Genomic DNA, 17,223 nt, shown 5'->3' with positions numbered 1-17,223 from the left:
CTTTGTATGAATTTACACAAGAAGTAGTATAAAGAGACTCTCATGTTGAACTTAACCCCCGAAAAAAGACGACACCGCCTCCGTATGCGGCGACTGGATAAAGCATGCAAGAAGGCATCATGGAGGTTCTTTTGGAGAGATTTCAAAGAGGGATGGAAACAAGGATTTAAAGAGGCGAGGGAAAATAGCGAGAAACCACCTTGGGTTCGGAAACTGGAACGTTTTAAACCCGGAAGACCACTTTGGGATCGAAAATTGGAACGTTTTATATTTCCAACGAAAGCAATTTTAGTAGAGAAAAACAGAAACACAACTATCGAAATGGATGTGTTTGTTGAGTTCGATAAACATGATAACATTGAACGTCTTATTGGGGTAGATGACAACATTGACTACACTTATTTACTCGATGAGAAAAAGTATGGGGCATCATTAGTTGAACCCCGAACAGGACACATTATAGCCAATTCGCGCATTGTTGAACCCCGAACAGGTAGAGTTCTTTTCATCTCTTGGACTATTCGTCTTTTAAAAGTATTTATGTTTTTCATCGTCAGCGAAGCGATCTTCCCGATTCTGTGGGCTTACCATTTCTTTAAATCGTATGAAGTATGGGCGGAGGATGAAAGTGGAGGCATTGGTTTCTTGTGGTTCTCTTGGCAATTTCTCAAACTGGGATTGTATCCATTTTTACTTGCCTATTACATTATAAAGGACTGTCGGGACATCCAAGCGGATACCTCGTGGCGGTCGCTCGTTAAACGGTTATTTGAATAAATACGCATTGGCAAGGCAAATATGAAAGGATTTTTTTCAAGTCCAAAACCATTTATTGGGTAAGTTTTAGTGATATGGAAATCATGTTTGGACATACGAGAACACGATAAGAGGGTGTTTTACAAGAATTGTCCAAACCTGAGTATGTGGGTGTATACCTCAAAATTGACCAACACCCGTTTTGTGGAATTGGAAATGAGAGCATAAATTTGGAGAAATAGGAAACCATGACTGCTGGAATCATACTGGTTTTAATGGGGCTTGCATCATCCCAAATTATGGGCAACAACTTAATGGAAAGCATTGAAGTGACACCGAAAATCGAAATAGTAGAGATACCCAGCGAATTTTCTGCTTTCAGACAAATGGGTTGTGACAGATATGTCAACGTTTTCGGCGTTCACATCTTTGCAAGCCCAACGACATCTGAAGATAAACTCTCTCACGCCGCAGGTGTTTTGGCACAATACCTTGATAACGACGAAGACGGCGTTCCTGACGACACATTGGTTCTCTGTCACTTGGTGAGTCGAAATGTCTTCATCATTATGCCCGGAACAGAGGCGGAGATGGGAGAGTTGGAAGTCGATGTAATAGAAGCGGCTGGCTATCGGTTTGGTCAAGACCTATATGGCGAAGAAACCAAACCGGACTTCCTTGTTGATGGCAAAATCAATGCCCCTGATGGTGGGTATTATGACGGTGCATTAGAAGAAATTCTGCATCCTATTACACATTATGGCTATGCCAACGCTTACCCCGAAGTGTTCGGAACGAGACAGGGATCCATTTTGGCGAAGTGCATGGATGCTGCCCGTGGTGGATATTTCGAGCAAGTACCGAAAAGTGGCCCCAAAAGCGGGTATCCAGCAGAAGCTTGGTATCACTATACCGATGAAACCTGTGACTATGGTTGCATGGTCACGGAGTATATCTACTGGGCTTTGACTTCGATATTGGGGACACAGGACTTTCCGGGGCGACACGAGGCACTCGAAGTCGAATGGGAATTGAATACCAGAGAACGGGTTAAAACTGGAGATGCTGCAGTATATAAACTGCTAACAGACCCGCAGTACAGATTCCCGACCAAAGCACCAGATGGAAACTACAAACCATCAGCATTTCCTATTACAGTTGTTCCCATCATCGCCATCAAAGATGAGGATTAATGACGATAGCCAGGACACATTATTGTAGTCCTGCTGCTCGCAGCACTGTTTCTTGAACCGCGAACTCGTGTTCAAGAGAACGGTCCGGGGATTTCTTACCCCGAATGTCAGCAACAAACGCCCGAAGGCTTTCGACGTAACGCGGTCGTGCCTCCACAGGCACTGTCTGCCAACCTTTCGCATACCTGCCCCGTTCTTCATCAAGACACAATCGCAACGCTGGCGGTTCAAGCGGCTCCAGGATTGCGCTCCCGCGTGTCCCATAGACTTCCAGTCGTCTCGACTTACCTGAATCCACTTCCAACGCCGTTGATTCAAGAATCGCCAATGCTTTCGGATATTCAAGCACAGCCGCTGTATTATTCCGATACCATGGCACGTCATGTCCATCGTGCCGCGAAAAGGGTGTCACCCGTGTCGGTCGTCCTAACAGTGCCACGATTATATCGGTAAGATGACAGGCGAGGATGAACATAATACCACCGGAATGTTCACCGAGTGAGTCCCAACGTTGCCAGTGCGCATCGCTTGAAGGTCCTGATGAGATCCGCCCGCGAACGGAAAAAATTTCGCCGAGTTTGCCGGAGTGCACCCAATCAAGGATAAATTGAAAGCCTGCATTGTAGCGGAACATATAGCCGAGTTGCACGAGCAGATTTTTGTCGCGAGCGATCTCTAAGACCTCTCGAAATGCATCAAGATTATCACCCGCAGGTTTATCGAACCAAACGTGTTTGTCGTGTTCAAGAATCTCCCGTGCAAAGGTGAGATTTTGGGACACACGTCCTTGTGCTGCGACCCCAACAATCGTTTCATCTTCGAGTATCTCTTCTTTGGACGTAAACCAGTGAACGCCTTCATAGACAGGGCTTTGACCAAGGGTCTCTCGGACTTCTGAGGACGGTTCAAAGACACCGGCGAACTCAATGTCGTCACTTTCCTTCATCACGCGGGCTTTCCCTGAAGCGTGGTCGTGGGAAATACCGTATTGTGCAAGTCTCAATTTCACGTCTTTTCTCCTTACTAAAGTTTGAACAATAGCTTGTAGCATAGGAAACCGTTAACTTCCTATGCCTCCGTATTTTATCATATAACCCGTATTGAGGCATGTAAAAAGTGCGTGCGATTTTTGGGGACTTATGCTAAACTTTAGCGTATGAATTTCCCAATTCAACTCCAGTTCTACACGAAACCCGATTGCCAGCTCTGCGACGAGGCAAAAATTGTGCTGAAGAGCATTGAAACAAAAATATCTATTGCTATAGAAGAAATCGACATCACTAAAAATCTGGGGTTATTCACAAAATATAAGCATCTAATTCCTGTACTTGAGTTAGATGGGCAACGACTTTTTGTGCATCGTGCTAACTATTGGAAGTTAATAGGGCAGCTCCGGTGGCACCAGTTTCAAAGGTATTTCATCGGTAGGCGGGGTTTGTAATCCCGACACAGATCACAGAATCTAAGGAGATAAGCATGGCTTTTCCGTCTCATGGTATAACACACCGATCCACTGTAACAGGTACACGCGGAATGGCGACGAGTGCGCATCCGCTTGCGAGTCTTGCGGGTGCACGCATGTTGCTTGCTGGCGGTAATGCGTTTGATGCAGCAGTCGCAGTAGCTTCGACACTCAACGTCGTTGAGCCGTATATGTCCGGTATTGCTGGCAATGGGTATATGCTGCTCTATAGTGCAAAAGAAAAAACACACCGCGTGATAGATTATCTGGGGACTGCGCCTTACGCAGCGACGCTGGATGTCTATCCGACGCTCGAAAGCCAGCAGATTGGGGTGCGTGCCGGTATGGTCCCCGGTGGATGCGGTGGTTGGTTGGCTGCGCTGGACCGGTATGGAAGTATGTCTCGCGCAGATGTTTTCGCGCCAGCGATTGAGTTGGCAGAAAATGGATACGCCGTCACCGTCAAAAATGCGGAGTTCATGGCGGGTGCGTACCACTATTTTTCGGAGAGAGCAGCAGAGGTTATCGCTTCAAGAGGTAGAACGCCACATCCCGGTGAGGTCTTGGTGCAGAAGGACCTTGCGCAGACGTTCCGAACGGTTGCCGAAGGCGGGGCAGAAGCGTTCTATCGCGGTGAGATTGCCAAAGAAATTGTCCGTTTTTCCGAAGAGACGGGTGGGTTAATAACCGAAAAGGATTTGACCGACTTTGAGGTGCTGTGGCAGGATCCGATCTCCGTTACTTACAAAGATTACGAAGTTTATTGTCCACCGCCGCCGTGTTCGGGCTTTCAGTATCTGGAGACGCTAAATATCTTGGAGAACGATGCCCTCGGTGAACTCGGACACAATACCCCGGAATACCTCCATCTGTTGATTGAAGCGATTAAACTGGCGAGTGCGGATAGAGCCGAGCACGCACCCCGTCCGAATCCGCCGATTGAACGGTTGTTGTCTAAGGACTATGCCCGCGCGCAACGCGAGCGCATCGGCGAAGAGGCTGCAGTCAGTGGCGGTGAACGCTGGTCAAAAGATAAACTGCCGGGTGAAATCATCGCTAACGACTGGACAACTGAATGTACAACCCACTTTGATACCGCTGATGCCGAAGGCAATATCGTTGCAGTAACGCAGAGCCTTGGGCAGCCATTCGGTTCAGGGGTCATCCTCGGTTCAACGGGAATGTTCCTCAACAATTTCATGAATTGGTTTGATAGAATCCCAGAGAGTCCGAATGCTGTTGGACCGCACAAGCGGATAGAGATGTGCATGTCGCCGTGCCAAGTCTGGAAAAACGGTAACCCGTTTGCTGCGATCGGGACACCGGGAAGCCACGGTATCCTTCAGACAACGCTCCAGATGGTGTTGAATCTCATTGAGCACGGGATGAATGTCCAAGCGGCGATTGAGGCACCGCGCGTTCGGTTGATTAATCCAGGAACGCATGTGAGTGTGGAGGGACGTATCCCCGTCGCTGTCCGTGCAGCGTTGGAGGCACGTGGACATGACGTAGAGGTGCTACCCGATTGGACGGCGACCGTCGGGGGTGGTCACGGTATCGCCTTTGATACCGAAGAAGGCAGTTTTATGGGCGGTGCTGATCCGCGTCGCGATGGCTATGCCATAGGTGTCTGAAAATGGTTCATCCGAAACACATCGTTGCTGTCTCTGGATTGATAAGTCATTCTGACGGTAGAGTCTTGCTCATACGAGGTCCACGCCGTGGGTGGGAGTTTCCAGGTGGTCAAGTCGAAGAAGGCGAAAACCTTATCGAGGCATTACAACGTGAAATCCAAGAAGAAGCTGGTGTTACTACGTCAATTGGAGCACTGGTTGGTATCTACTCAAACATTAAGTTTCCTACTAAATTGGCATTTGGTTTCTTAGTGGACTACGTTTGTGGTGACTTAAGTACAAGTGAGGAGAGTTTAGAAACCGAGTGGGTTGCCCGTGATTCGGTTTTGCAACGTATATCACATCCGGCTATCTATGACCGAATGAAAGATATGCTCAATTTTTCGGGACGAGTCGTTTATCGGGTTTATACCCATAACCCGTATCAGATTTGTGAACAACGTTTTCTGTGAAGTTGTGGGGGATCCATTCATTAACTAAGATATTTTTTCAAATTTTATATCTATCATAGTATGAGTGTTGTATTTGTAGCACAAACTTTTAGTTTGTGGCTTATCATAATGTTTTTTTAAGGAGCAAACATGAAAAATTTAAGTGTTTTGAGCAAATACCTTTTTTTAGCGTTCGGACTACTTTTAATCTGTGGTTGCGACGCAATTCAGGACGTGATCCTTACCGAACCGTCAAGTGAAACAGATGCTACACCGCTTCGCGTAACGATGATATATCCCAGCGATTGCGTTGGTTCCGCGGCTTACTGTGATGCCTTCCATGTCGGTTTAAAGACTGCAGAGGCAGAACTTGGAATTGTGCTGACTGAAGTAAGCGGTAATGAAAACGATCCTGTAGCTACAGAGATGCTCCTAAGAGATGCATCACAAAATTCAGAACTTGTTTTGACAGCAGGTTATCAGATGGGAGACGTACTCGCTCGCGTGGCACCAGAATTTCCTGATATTAAATTTGCAATTTTCGACGTTGTACTTGATATTCCAAATGTGGCTTCTGTGAACTATAAATCTAACGAAGGCTCGTTTCTGGTCGGCGCAATTGCAGGTTTAAAATCGGAAAGTAACAAAATCGGCTATATCGGCGGCGCGGATGTTCCGTTGTTACACGAGTTTGAAGCAGGCTACGTGGCAGGAATTCACGCGGTCAATCCAGACGCTGAAGTCACTGTAGAATATATTAGCAAAGATGCGGCAGGTTTTTATCAACCTGAAAAGGCAAAAGAGCTCGCTTTAGGACAATATGCAAACGGGGTTGATGTGATTTACACCGCTGCCGGTGGAGCCGGTCAAGGTGTACTTGAAGCAGCGCAGGAACAACAAAAGTTCATCATTTGGGTTGACTCCAACGGTAACCATCTCGCACCGGGACTTGTCTTGACGAGTATGACAAAAGAGATTCCGACTTCTGTGCAGCGCATCGTCCAAGAAACCGTTGAAGGCAATTTTACGGCGGGTATCCGCTTATTCGGTATAGCAGATGGTGATGTCAGTTATGCCGTTGACGAACACAATCAACCGCTGCTTTCGGACGACATCGTAGATACTGTCGAATCGCTGAAAGCAAAAATCATTGCTGGCGATATTGTTGTTCCGAACGCCGTTTCGCTGCCCCGCGAATAGTCCTGATGATAACGTGAATTCGATAAAAAGGTCTTATGTGTAGCGCAAACTGTTAGTTTGCACAGGTAATGGAGAATTTTATGCTTAACCAGCATCCGTACCCAGAGTCTGAAGGTCGGCGAAGTATTGTGATTGGGATTTTGCTGACCTTAATCACCTGCAGTATCTATGGACTTTACTGGCAATACAAACAGATGGCAACGCTTAACGCTTGGCTGCGGAGAGATGAGTACTCTTTTTGGCTGTGGCTGCTGCTTTCCTTTATCACTTGCGGGATTTATGGTATCTATTATGAGTACAAAATGGCACGCGGTATCAATCAGGTACAGGCTGACAATGATATGGTATTTGATTCGAGTCTGCCAATCATCTGTGTTTTGTTAGCAATTTTCGGTATTGGTATCGCATCGCTTGCTATTCAACAGCACCAAATTAACAGACTCTACGAAGAACGAAGTTCTAATGTTTAACCGTCCTTTTCTTTCGCGTCTATTTCTTATTGGATTAGGTGTAGTTAGACTCTATACCGCAGGTGCTGAGATAGTACCTGAAGAGGTATCGCTGATTCCGTGTCTATTCCATTTAGTGACCGATGTTCCGTGCCCTGGGTGTGGGATGACGCGGGCGTGCCTTGCCATAACACAGGGACATTTCGAGGACGCGTGGCATTATCACCCATTTTCGTTTTTGATTATTGGATTGGCTATTGGGATGGCTTTTTTCCCGATACGGTTAAAGAATGTTTGGACGCGTTGTTCACCGAGCACGCGAAACTTAATTACCATTGGCGGAATTGTGCTTTGTCTCTCAGTTTGGATCCATAGATTGTGGACATAAAACACGAAGGGATTTTATTTTTATCGTGATGTGGTTAAAAACTCTAATAACTGCGTAGAACGGTTCCCTTCGCGCCAACGATCCAACCCGTATTTTTACGAAGATAAATATCCTGCAAGTTATGCCGTGCCGGTGAAGGATAACGGTGCCATGTCTTACCACTGTCTTCTGTCCGAAGGATTAGCCCTTTCTCGCCGACTGCCCATCCGCTTGTTGCATCGTGAAATGCGACATCTCGTAGGTTTTCGTTGATTGGACTTTTCTGCCGAAGCCATGTTCTTCCGCCATTCGCAGTGTGGAGGATCAGTCCATTTGTACCGACAATCCATCCGCGCGATACGTCTGTGAAATAAACACTAAATAGCGGCTGCTCGGCATGGCTTGTCTGACGCACCCATCGTTTTCCGCCATCTTGGGTATGAAGCACCTCGCCTTCTTCCCCAACAATCCACCCGCGCTCTGGATCGACAAAATGGACACCCCAGAGGTGTTTATCTGAAAGGTCTTGTATGTTTTCCCAACGACCGCCGCCGTTTTCTGTCCAAAGAACGGTTCCTTTTCCGCCAACTGCCCAACCTTCCGTTTTGCTAACGAAGTGAATGTCCAAAATACCCGGCGGTCTACTTTGACTCCGTATTTGGTGTTGGACATTCCATGTAGCCCCGCCGCTCGCGGTATAATGCACTTGTCCAATACTGACGAGCCAACCGTTATTTGGTGTTGTGAAATTAACCTGCGTCAGCGCGTCTTTGGAAATAGATGACGATTGCCAAGTCGTACCACCGTCGGTGGTAGAGAGAACCGTCCCCGCAGTGCCGACTGCCCAACCGCGCTTGGCATCCACAAAATGGACACCGTAGAGATGGGTGTCTGTACCGCTCTCAATCTGCTGCCACTCGAATTGCGCGCCATCTTCGGAGCAACCGAAGTACACGAGGCTTCCACAAAGCATAATCAGTGTGAGGTAGTTCTTTTTCTGCATTTCAGGGTCCTTTTTTCTCAAAAAAATTTTTATTGCATCTAATTGTTGGATCGTGATAAACTATAACTATTATAAGGAATCTGTAGGTGAGTTGTCAAGGGCTTTAGAGGTAGCATATTGGCGTATCATGTACATCATCGGAATTGATGGCGGTGGAACAAAAACCGTTGGCATCCTGGCGACGGAAACAGGACAATGTCTCGCAGAGGTTCAAGCGGGACCTGCAAACTATCACGTGGTTGGTGAAACAGAGACCCAGGCAGTTCTGGAAAACCTTATTGAAGAGCTTTGCGAGAAAGCCAGTGTTTCAAGAACAAGTCCGATTCGGTTTTGTTTGGGTATGGCAGGCTTAGGACGCCCTGCAGATCAAGAAGTCATTGGGCGAATCTGTGATGATCTCGGCATCCAAGACAATCGGATACTCACGCATGATGCACACATTGCTCTCGTTGGGGGAACTGAGAAGCAGGAAGGCGTAATTATTATCTCTGGGACGGGTGCTATCGCTTATGGCATCAATGCTCATGGCAAAGAAGCACGCGCAAGTGGGTGGGGGTATCTCATCGGTGATGAAGGCAGTGGTTACGACATTGCTATAAGAGGGCTTCGGGCTGTTGCTCGTGCTGCTGATGGTAGAGACGCACCAACCGAACTCACAGACCGAATCCTCAATAGGCTTGAACTGAATGAGCCGAGTGAGTTGATTCGTTGGGTACACGCTGCAAGTCGAGATGCTATAGCCCACTTGGCAGAAATTGTGTTTGACGCTGCCCGAGCAGAGGATGGCGTTGCAGGACGGATTATTGACGGTGCTGCAGATGAACTCGTTTGTGCTGCACGACGTGTAATTGAACAATTAGGACTCGGAAAGTCGTTTGATATTGTTCTCAGTGGCGGTAATCTCGTTCAGCAACCGATGTTTGTTGATAGGATCCGCCAACAGTTTGCGGAGATTCAACCAGAGGCAGCGGTGCGACTTCCAAAGCATGAACCTACTTACGGGGCAGTGTTATTGGCACAAATGAAGTTATAGTCAGAGTTGTTGTTGACGAAGGAATGCATGCAATCTACAACAGAGCAGCGGAACCCGAATTCTACCGAAATTGACCTGAAATCAATTTCAGAAATCGTCCAGATTTTCCATGAAGAGGACCGAAAAGCAGTTGCAGCAGTTGCAGCAGAGTCCGACGCAATTTCAGATGCAATTGATTTGTGTGTTACTGCGTTTCGCGCCGGTGGCAGGCTATTCTATATCGGTGCAGGCACGAGTGGTAGACTTGGGGTCTTAGATGCTTCTGAATGCCCACCGACCTTTAGCACACCTTCTGAGATGGTACAAGGGATTATTGCGGGTGGTGATGTCGCCCTGCGTCGCTCTGTGGAAGGCGAAGAAGACAGACCTGAACGTGGCGCACAAGCTATCAGGGAACGTCAACTCACACCGCAAGATGTACTCGTCGGAATTGCAAGTAGTGGACGCACACCTTATGTCATCGGGGCTTTGAAGGAGGCTCACGCTATCGGCGCAACGACGATATTTTTGTGCTGTGTTCAACCGCCTGAGCAACTTAAAAAGTGGGTGACGCATTTCGTTGCACCGATTGTCGGTCCCGAAATCATTACAGGTTCGACGCGTTTGAAAGCAGGGACAGCCACAAAACTCGTCTTGAACATGCTGACGACGGTTTCTATGATAAAGTTAGGCAAAGTCTACGACAATCTGATGATAGATGTCCACGCTTCTAATACCAAGTTAGTTGAACGGAGTATACGGATCGTCCAAGCTGTCACTGGCGTTGATGCTGCGGTAGCTGAAGCGACGTTAGTACAGGCAGGTGGCCGGGCGAAGTTGGCTATTGTAATGCTTGCAGAAGGGGTGAATTCTACAGACGCAGACATCCTATTAGAAAGGCACGCTGGATTTCTCAGAAAAATTGTTGATAAAGAACACTAATCTATTCTTAGCAGACGCTGTGGCGCGCGGCTTGCAAGTGCGTCTAAAGAGGATAAACGCGCAATTTATAAGGAGAACTGTATGGATACGAAGGATACAAAAGTTGGGCTTGCCAAAACCGGTAGGCGACGCGCTAACGTTTTTGAGGCACTCGACAATATACGTGAAGTGCTTACACCGAAAGTCCGTGAACAGGTGCTGTTGAAACCGAATTTTCTCTCCAGTACAAATCAATTGGCTTCGTCGCACCCAGATGCGATACGCGGCGCACTTGATTTCCTACTGAGTACCCCGCAACCCCCGAAAGAGGTGATTATCGCCGAAGGTGCTAATGAGAAATTTTCGGGTGAGGCGTTCCAGATTTTCGGCTATGAAGCACTCCAAGCCGAGTATGATCTCCCAATCCGACTCGTGGATTTACATCAAGAGACCGAGTGGGTAAAAACGAAGGTGTTTCTTGCTGAGCGCAATGAAAATACCGTCCGGATGCCGAAAATCGTACTGGATTGCCCCTGCACAATCTCTGTCGCTATCGCTAAAACGCATGATGCGGGTATTGTGACACTTGCTATGAAGAATATGATTATGGGTACCTTGCACAAGGAAGATCGGATTAAAATGCACGGCTACCACAGTCATGCAGATCGTGTGCTTCCGCGCGAAGCACAGACGCTGAATATCAACCTCCTTCGCCTCTCACGCTACCTTAAGCCTGATATTGCTATCGTTGATGGCACCGTTGGGCTACAAGGCAATGGACCCGGCGGCACCGATTCTGTTCCACTTGGTGTCGCAATTGCGAGTGATGATGTGTTCGCAGCGGACGCTGTCACAACGAAGGCAATGGGGTTTGAACCATTAGAGATTGGACTCTTTCATTACGCTAATGAAATGGGATACGGCGTTGCGGATTTGAGCAAAATTGATGTCGTTGGACCTGCAGTTGAAACGGTCGCGACATCTTTTAAGCCCCATGAAACCGCTGAACTTCAGTTCCAGTGGCAGGAAACGAATCCTGCAGAATATCTCGCTGCAGACTAACCAGTCCGCAAACTGTTCGTTTGTGCAGTTTTATCGGTAATGGTAGCCTGCAACAACGGCGCAGGCGGATATACGTCGATTAACGTTATTTAACCAATTCACCTGAACGAACCGCAAGGTAAACTTAAAAAATGAAACGCTTCTATAATGTACTTATTCTGTTTTCAATGCTCCTCACTACACCTGCATGGGCATGGTGGGGCGGCGGGCACGATATCCTCACACAGGCGGCTGTCAAGGCGGTTCCAGAAGAGATGCCTGAATTCTTTCGAGCTGCCGAAAAAATGATTGCCCACTGCGCCTATGATCCTGATATATCAAAAGAGCGTGGCACACCGCACGCACGACAGGCTGAATACGGCGAACACTATGTGGATATAGAACTGTTCGGAGAGCACCCGATTCCTGACGGACGTGAGGCGCATATTAAGTTGTGCGCAGAACTCGGGCTTGCGCCACGAGCGGTCGGCACACTGCCTTATGCATTGGCGGAATGGACAGAACGGCTCGCCGTCGCTTTCGCGGAGTATCGTAAATGGCCCGATAATCCGATGATTCAGAACAAATGTTTCCTCTATGCCGGGTTCCTTTCACACTATGCACAGGATATGTGTCAGCCGTTGCACCTGACAATTCATTTCAACGGTATTGTTCAGGAAGACGGGACACGCTTGCATGCGGGTATCCATGAGAAGGTTGATTCGGCAGTTGAGATGTTGAAACTCGATCCCACAGAACTGGCGAAAGCACAAGAGGTTGAAGCGGTTGGCGACTTAATGCCAGCCATAATAGAACAGATTAAAGCAGGACACGGTTTGGTTGATAGCGTTTATGCACTCGCGGCAGACTTTCAGAACCTGAAGAATCCATCACCTCCGGTGGTTGATTTCACCAATGAACGGGCACGCGAGGCTGTACGCTGGACCGCATCGCTCTATTTAACTGCGTGGAAACTTTCTGAGAACATTAAACTGCCCGGTTGGCTTGACCGTGCACAAAATGCTGAAGAATAGGCTAATCGTCAGTTATTCTAAGCGCCTCTTTGGTAATAAACTGTCCAAACGTGCAGCATCCTAAGATGTCGCTGCTTGTTAAAGAGATCCTCTTTATCTGACTACTGACAACCGACAACTGATAACTACCAAAAAAGGAGAAATAACTTTGTTACAACAGTGGAAACCTGATCCGACTTTTTACCCATCACCCAAAATGGCGATTGAGGCACCCACGGAAGAACTCGCTTATGTCGCTGCACCGCGGGACGATGGTAAACCCGATACTATGTGCGTTGTTGATCTCAACGAGGCATCTGGTACCTATGGTCAGATTATCAATAAATTAGAGCTCGGCGTTCGGGACGAGATCCACCACTTTGGCTGGAACGCATGTAGTGCAGCACTCTGTCCCTACGCGCCACACCCTTATGTAGAACGCCGCTATCTCGTCGTGCCAGCACTACGGGGTTCTCATATCTATATCCTTGATGTGAAAGAGGATCCGAAGTCCCCGAAACTCATTAAGACTTTGACAGCTGACGAAGTTGAAGAACGATCTGGATATACGCGTCCGCATACGGTACATTGTGGACCCGAAGGTATCTATATTAGTGCTCTCGCTTCGGCAGGCTCTGAAGAGGGACCCGGCGGCATCTTCCTCATGGATCACTACAACTTCAATATCCTTGGACAATGGGAAGTTGAACGCGGCTCCCAATCCCTCTCTTACGATTTCTGGTGGCACTTGGGGTATGACATCGCTGTTACCAGTGAGTGGGGATATCCGGCAATGATTGAAAATGGTGTGAGCCTTGAAGATTTAGGCGCACGCAAGTTCGGACATAAAATCCATATCTGGGATATTCGACACCGTAAGAACATCCAAACCTTGGATTTAGGCGACGACTACCAGATGATCTTGGAACTGCGTCCTGCGCACGATCCAACCAAAGCTTATGGGTTTGTCAATGCCGTGTTGAATATGAATGACCTCTCCAGCTCGATCTGGACCTGGTATAAAGATGGCGACGATTGGGGCATTCAAAAGATTATTGATATTCCCGCACAAGCCCCTGAAAATCCTGATGATTTACCGCCAGCCTTAAAGGATATCGGAATGATTCCGCCACTGGTTACGGATCATATCCTTTCGTTGGACGATCGGTTCCTGTATGTCTCTTGTTGGGGCACCGGGGAGTTATTGCAATACGATGTCTCTGATCCGTTCAACCCGAAGCATACCGGCACCGTCGAAATAGGGGGTATTACAAAATCTCATCCGCATCCGGCAGCTGGACCTGTCAGCGGCGGACCACAGATGGTTGAGTTGAGTCGCGATGGCAAACGCCTCTATTTCACGAATTCGCTTTACGTCGCCTGGGACAATCAGTTCTACCCAGATGGCGCAAATGGATGGATGGTAAAGGCGGATATAAACCCCGACGGCGGCCTTGAATTAGATCCTAACTTCTTTGTAGGTTTCGGCGATAGTCGCGCCCATCAGATTCGCTTGCAAGGTGGCGATAGCTCATCTGATACCTTCTGTTATTCGTAAGGATTAATGGTATTTCCGAAGAGGCATGCCGCTGGCGTGGTTTTCGACTTCGCGTTCAAAGCGCGCATGCCATTACTATGCTGTTCTGAAAGAGGGTGTGCAGGTTCTCTTGCAGCACCCTCATATTATCGGTAGAAAGATATTTTATGGACGCTATTTCATGGGTAGGCTACATTAGCCTCGGTGTATTTCACGGTATTAATCCGGGGATGGGATGGCTTTTTGCGGTTGCACTCGGTATGCAGGAGAAACGAAGAAGCGCTGTTATCGGTGCACTTTTCCCAATGGCACTCGGACACGCGGTTTCGATCGGGGTCGTGGTACTGATAATCGCTTTGGCACAGCAGCAAATACCGGAGAAGGTGCTTGGCACCGCTTGTGCGGTTGTACTGTTCGGTTTTGGGCTATATAAGTTGTTCCGGGCAAGGCATCCGAAATGGGTCGGGATGCGTGTTAACTTCAAGGACTTAACAATCTGGTCTTTCCTAATGGCTTCGGCGCACGGCGCAGGTTTGATGCTCGCACCGCTTTTGTTAAGGATGCCGATGGCATCGGCACATTCTGGACATACCCACCACGCATCGGCAACTATGACGGATAGTGCTACGCTGTTATTATCCGCTGTCGGCGTGCATACCCTCAGTTTTTTCGTTGTGACGGGAATTGTGGCGGTTGTCGTTTACGAGGTAGTAGGTTTGGCACTGCTTCGTAAGGCATGGTTTAATCTTGATATGTTGTGGTCTATTGCTTTGATGATTGCGGGTATTGTCACGGCTGGCATGCTTTACTGGGGGCATTAGGCAAGTGTGGATTTGAATTATCCTTAATCTGCTCAGGGAGCAATTCAACACTGAATTTATCGTGTAATGCTTGCATATCGGCGAAATCTGTGTCTTGCAATGGATATCCGGTGTGCGAGCGGACTTGATAATCTACTGAGAGGCATCGTGCCTCCCGTCCTCCAATGTAACCCACAGCATTCAACTCCAATTCAGAAATAATCCAGTCGATTTCCCCAGGACCGTAGACTGCTCCACCGTCTTCGGTCCGTTCAACTACATGAAAGTCAATCATTCCATGTGTTTGATGCCCCATCACGAAGTTTCGATCCGTGCGATCATCCGTGTGGATGTCAACAAAGCCGTGCGCGAAGAGTGCTTCGGTCAGGACTGCTGAATCTTCCCATGGGATGATAATGTCCAAATCTTGGTGATTTCGAGTCTGTGCACCTAATAAAGCATCGACACCCCATCCCCCATCAATCCAGACTTGGATACCGAGTTCATCAAAAAGATTGAGGAACCAATGAACCTTGTCAACGGTCATAGTCAGATTTTCATCAAGCAACACGCGCATCTGCAACCTCTAATGTCAGAGCATCTCCAGCGCAGCTTCATATCTGTCTCTGACCAACTCTTGAACGTCCGATCGTAGTTTCTGCCAACTTCGTTGCAGTTTTGCCTTGACCCACGCGCTACCTTCATCAATTCCCATTCCATTATGAACATAAGCCAGGTATAGCAGCGAAGGAACACCCTGAATATGGGACATCGCATCGGCATTTGCAAGACATGCTCCCTCTGCACTTCGATGTTCCGTTATGACACTCCCCCGGTGTGTCGCGATAGCCTCTTTGACGGATCCTATTTTTTCTTCTGGATAGCCGAAACCTTTAAGGAGTTTCTCGGCTTCAATGGGACCTTGGATATGGTGATCGGCGTAGAGTGCTTCATCCTTTATGCTGGCGTAATCGTGGAGTAACGCCGCGAATTCCACAATTTCGGGATCAGCATCAAAACGTGGGGCAAGTTGTTTCGCGTTTTCAATGACTTGTAGGATATGGTGGGTCCAAATGTCGTAACCAAAGATATTTGTATCGGCAGCACACGCTTGTTCGACAATCTGATCAATTTCGTTTTTCAAAGTTTCAATCATGTCATGTCAAGAGTTTCTGTTTTCTTTTCACCTATATTTAATAGACCTTGCTGCGGTGCCTAATTCGGGACACATTAATTACCTTGGTCCGCCTATCAAAAGTATAGAGAATACGATAATGTTTGGCAACCTTTAAACTGAACTTTCCTTTATGTTCACCTCGGAGTGCTTTGTGTGGTCGCTGATCGCACGTTTCACATAGCTGAGTCAAGTGATTACGGACCCGCCTGCGGATTGCCGCATCCAGATGGCGCAAATCCGATCTTGCGTCTGCACTGAGTTCTAATGTGTACACAACTATTCTCCCTCAAACTCTTTAAAAACCTCCTCAAGTGAATATGTTTTACCGCCTGCTTTGAGATATTCATCCACCTTGTTTAATTCTGCTGCGCACGCTGGGTTTATCTCTAACCCCTCATCCGGGTCGTAATGATAATCTTCCAAGGCGAGTTCCAAGAGTTCATAAGCCACGAAAAACTCCCGAAATGCAGCATCCAATTGTGCTGTTGAAGTATCCTTTTTAAGCAACGCTGCAAGTCGACCCCGCGAGGCGAAAATATCTTGAGTGACAAGCAGGTGTAACAGTTCGCGAAATTCAGCCGGAGGCAACTCGACAATTTTCTTCTTTGGCAAAGGATCGCTATCTAAGTAGATTCCCATCCGTCTGAAGATGCGCTGTTCAAGCGTTGTTTTGCGATTAGCAAGGATATATTCGCGCTGTCGCTTTAGTTTTTTGGCAAGTAGCGTGTGTGGATCTAATCCGTTGAGGGGATCTTCTTCGTATTCTTCAAACCAAAACCCCAAATCTTCAGTATCACCGTGGAAATGAAAGAATTCTGCTTTTAGTGCCTCCTGAGAACTATTTTTCACCAATAGCGCAGCGAGCCGTTCTCTCGATTTGAAGAGTTCCTCGTTGACGAGTATGCGTAGAAACTCGCGGAACTCAATAGAGTTCATCTCTGTAATTTTTTTTATGGTCATTCTTTCCTATTCCTATATTAATGTGGAATTGCATAATGAATTCAACTCGTTTCCAATAGTATTAAGAATACCACATAACTGGAGTTGCGACAACGCAAAAATTAGATTGCGAGCGATATGAGACGTTTTTGATATCCCAAAACTCAAAACGAAAAATTTGCCTTTTTTCTCCACCTGTGCTATAATTGCTTTTCAGTAATACAGAAAATTTTGATCCAACTTCTCAATATGGGCTTAAAAGGAATGTCCCTACATCAAAAGACTCGC

General features: G+C 47.4%; 19 protein-coding genes. 14 read left to right on the top strand and 5 right to left on the bottom strand.

All coding sequences use genetic code 11. The features are described 5' to 3' along the window. Window positions 1-42 precede the first annotated feature (42 nt). Both OXN25_22090 and OXN25_22085 read left to right on the top strand, forming a co-directional pair. On the top strand, window positions 43-777 hold the full coding sequence (locus tag OXN25_22090) for a hypothetical protein (GenBank protein MDE0427553.1): 735 nt from the start codon (window positions 43-45) through the stop codon (window positions 775-777). A 227-nt stretch (window positions 778-1,004) separates the two neighbouring features. Further along, the gene (locus OXN25_22085) at window positions 1,005-1,949 is read left to right on the top strand and encodes a hypothetical protein (GenBank protein ID MDE0427552.1); all 945 of its coding nucleotides are present in this window, start codon (window positions 1,005-1,007) and stop codon (window positions 1,947-1,949) included. Window positions 1,950-1,968: 19 nt separating this feature from the next. On the opposite strand, the gene OXN25_22080 is transcribed toward OXN25_22085, so the two are convergent. After that, window positions 1,969-2,958 (bottom strand): Gfo/Idh/MocA family oxidoreductase, encoded by a 990-nt coding sequence (locus tag OXN25_22080; protein ID MDE0427551.1) that lies wholly within the window; start codon window positions 2,956-2,958, stop codon window positions 1,969-1,971. A 147-nt stretch (window positions 2,959-3,105) separates the two neighbouring features. Here OXN25_22080 and OXN25_22075 point away from each other — a divergent pair, with 147 nt between their 5' ends. The 6 genes from OXN25_22075 to OXN25_22050 all read left to right on the top strand — a co-directional run bounded on the left by OXN25_22075 (window position 3,106) and on the right by OXN25_22050 (window position 7,513). Continuing rightward, a complete protein-coding gene (locus tag OXN25_22075; GenBank protein MDE0427550.1) occupies window positions 3,106-3,390 on the top strand; it encodes a glutaredoxin family protein in 285 nt (94 codons plus the stop codon). A 35-nt stretch (window positions 3,391-3,425) separates the two neighbouring features. Next, a complete protein-coding gene (ggt, locus tag OXN25_22070; GenBank protein ID MDE0427549.1) occupies window positions 3,426-5,045 on the top strand; it encodes a gamma-glutamyltransferase in 1,620 nt (539 codons plus the stop codon). Window positions 5,046-5,047: 2 nt separating this feature from the next. Further along, window positions 5,048-5,497, top strand: a complete 450-nt coding sequence (locus tag OXN25_22065; protein ID MDE0427548.1) for an NUDIX hydrolase — start codon at window positions 5,048-5,050, stop codon at window positions 5,495-5,497. 129 nt (window positions 5,498-5,626) lie between these two features. Continuing rightward, window positions 5,627-6,676, top strand: a complete 1,050-nt coding sequence (locus OXN25_22060; protein MDE0427547.1) for a BMP family ABC transporter substrate-binding protein — start codon at window positions 5,627-5,629, stop codon at window positions 6,674-6,676. An 80-nt stretch (window positions 6,677-6,756) separates the two neighbouring features. Beyond that, window positions 6,757-7,146 (top strand): DUF4234 domain-containing protein, encoded by a 390-nt coding sequence (locus tag OXN25_22055; GenBank protein ID MDE0427546.1) that lies wholly within the window; start codon window positions 6,757-6,759, stop codon window positions 7,144-7,146. After that, complete coding sequence (locus OXN25_22050) at window positions 7,139-7,513, top strand: DUF2752 domain-containing protein (GenBank protein ID MDE0427545.1); 375 nt, start codon at window positions 7,139-7,141, stop codon at window positions 7,511-7,513. Before OXN25_22055 ends, OXN25_22050 begins: the two co-directional genes overlap by 8 nt. 43 nt (window positions 7,514-7,556) lie before the next feature. Here the strand turns inward: OXN25_22050 and OXN25_22045 are convergent, their stop codons facing one another. Next, window positions 7,557-8,495 carry a YCF48-related protein gene (locus OXN25_22045; protein ID MDE0427544.1) on the bottom strand — a complete coding sequence of 313 codons (939 nt, stop codon included), beginning with the start codon at window positions 8,493-8,495 and terminating at the stop codon, window positions 7,557-7,559. A 91-nt stretch (window positions 8,496-8,586) separates the two neighbouring features. Between OXN25_22045 and OXN25_22040 the strand changes: the two genes are divergently transcribed. From OXN25_22040 to OXN25_22015, 6 genes are all read left to right on the top strand, one after another. After that, on the top strand, window positions 8,587-9,528 hold the full coding sequence (locus OXN25_22040; GenBank protein ID MDE0427543.1) for an ATPase: 942 nt from the start codon (window positions 8,587-8,589) through the stop codon (window positions 9,526-9,528). A 27-nt stretch (window positions 9,529-9,555) separates the two neighbouring features. Continuing rightward, entirely contained in the window at window positions 9,556-10,449 is an 894-nt protein-coding gene (murQ, locus tag OXN25_22035) for an N-acetylmuramic acid 6-phosphate etherase (GenBank protein ID MDE0427542.1), read from the top strand. 81 nt (window positions 10,450-10,530) lie between these two features. Beyond that, a complete protein-coding gene (locus OXN25_22030; GenBank protein ID MDE0427541.1) occupies window positions 10,531-11,490 on the top strand; it encodes a DUF362 domain-containing protein in 960 nt (319 codons plus the stop codon). Window positions 11,491-11,621: 131 nt separating this feature from the next. Then, on the top strand, window positions 11,622-12,503 hold the full coding sequence (locus tag OXN25_22025) for a hypothetical protein (GenBank protein MDE0427540.1): 882 nt from the start codon (window positions 11,622-11,624) through the stop codon (window positions 12,501-12,503). A gap of 148 nt (window positions 12,504-12,651) precedes the next feature. Beyond that, entirely contained in the window at window positions 12,652-14,040 is a 1,389-nt protein-coding gene (locus OXN25_22020) for a selenium-binding protein (GenBank protein MDE0427539.1), read from the top strand. A gap of 146 nt (window positions 14,041-14,186) precedes the next feature. Continuing rightward, the gene (locus tag OXN25_22015) at window positions 14,187-14,840 is read left to right on the top strand and encodes a hypothetical protein (protein MDE0427538.1); all 654 of its coding nucleotides are present in this window, start codon (window positions 14,187-14,189) and stop codon (window positions 14,838-14,840) included. On the opposite strand, the gene OXN25_22010 is transcribed toward OXN25_22015, so the two are convergent. The 3 genes from OXN25_22010 to OXN25_22000 all read right to left on the bottom strand — a co-directional run bounded on the left by OXN25_22010 (window position 14,809) and on the right by OXN25_22000 (window position 16,956). Further along, entirely contained in the window at window positions 14,809-15,396 is a 588-nt protein-coding gene (locus OXN25_22010; GenBank protein ID MDE0427537.1) for a hypothetical protein, read from the bottom strand. The genes OXN25_22015 and OXN25_22010 overlap by 32 nt on opposite strands. 15 nt (window positions 15,397-15,411) lie before the next feature. Continuing rightward, complete coding sequence (locus tag OXN25_22005; protein ID MDE0427536.1) at window positions 15,412-15,963, bottom strand: HD domain-containing protein; 552 nt, start codon at window positions 15,961-15,963, stop codon at window positions 15,412-15,414. A 309-nt stretch (window positions 15,964-16,272) separates the two neighbouring features. Further along, on the bottom strand, window positions 16,273-16,956 hold the full coding sequence (locus OXN25_22000; GenBank protein MDE0427535.1) for a hypothetical protein: 684 nt from the start codon (window positions 16,954-16,956) through the stop codon (window positions 16,273-16,275). Window positions 16,957-17,223: the final 267 nt, after the last annotated feature.

The sequence above is a fragment of the Candidatus Poribacteria bacterium genome (assembly GCA_028820845.1).
Classification (GTDB): Bacteria; Poribacteria; WGA-4E; order WGA-4E; family WGA-3G; genus WGA-3G.
This window is presented reverse-complemented; position numbering and strand designations above follow the sequence as displayed.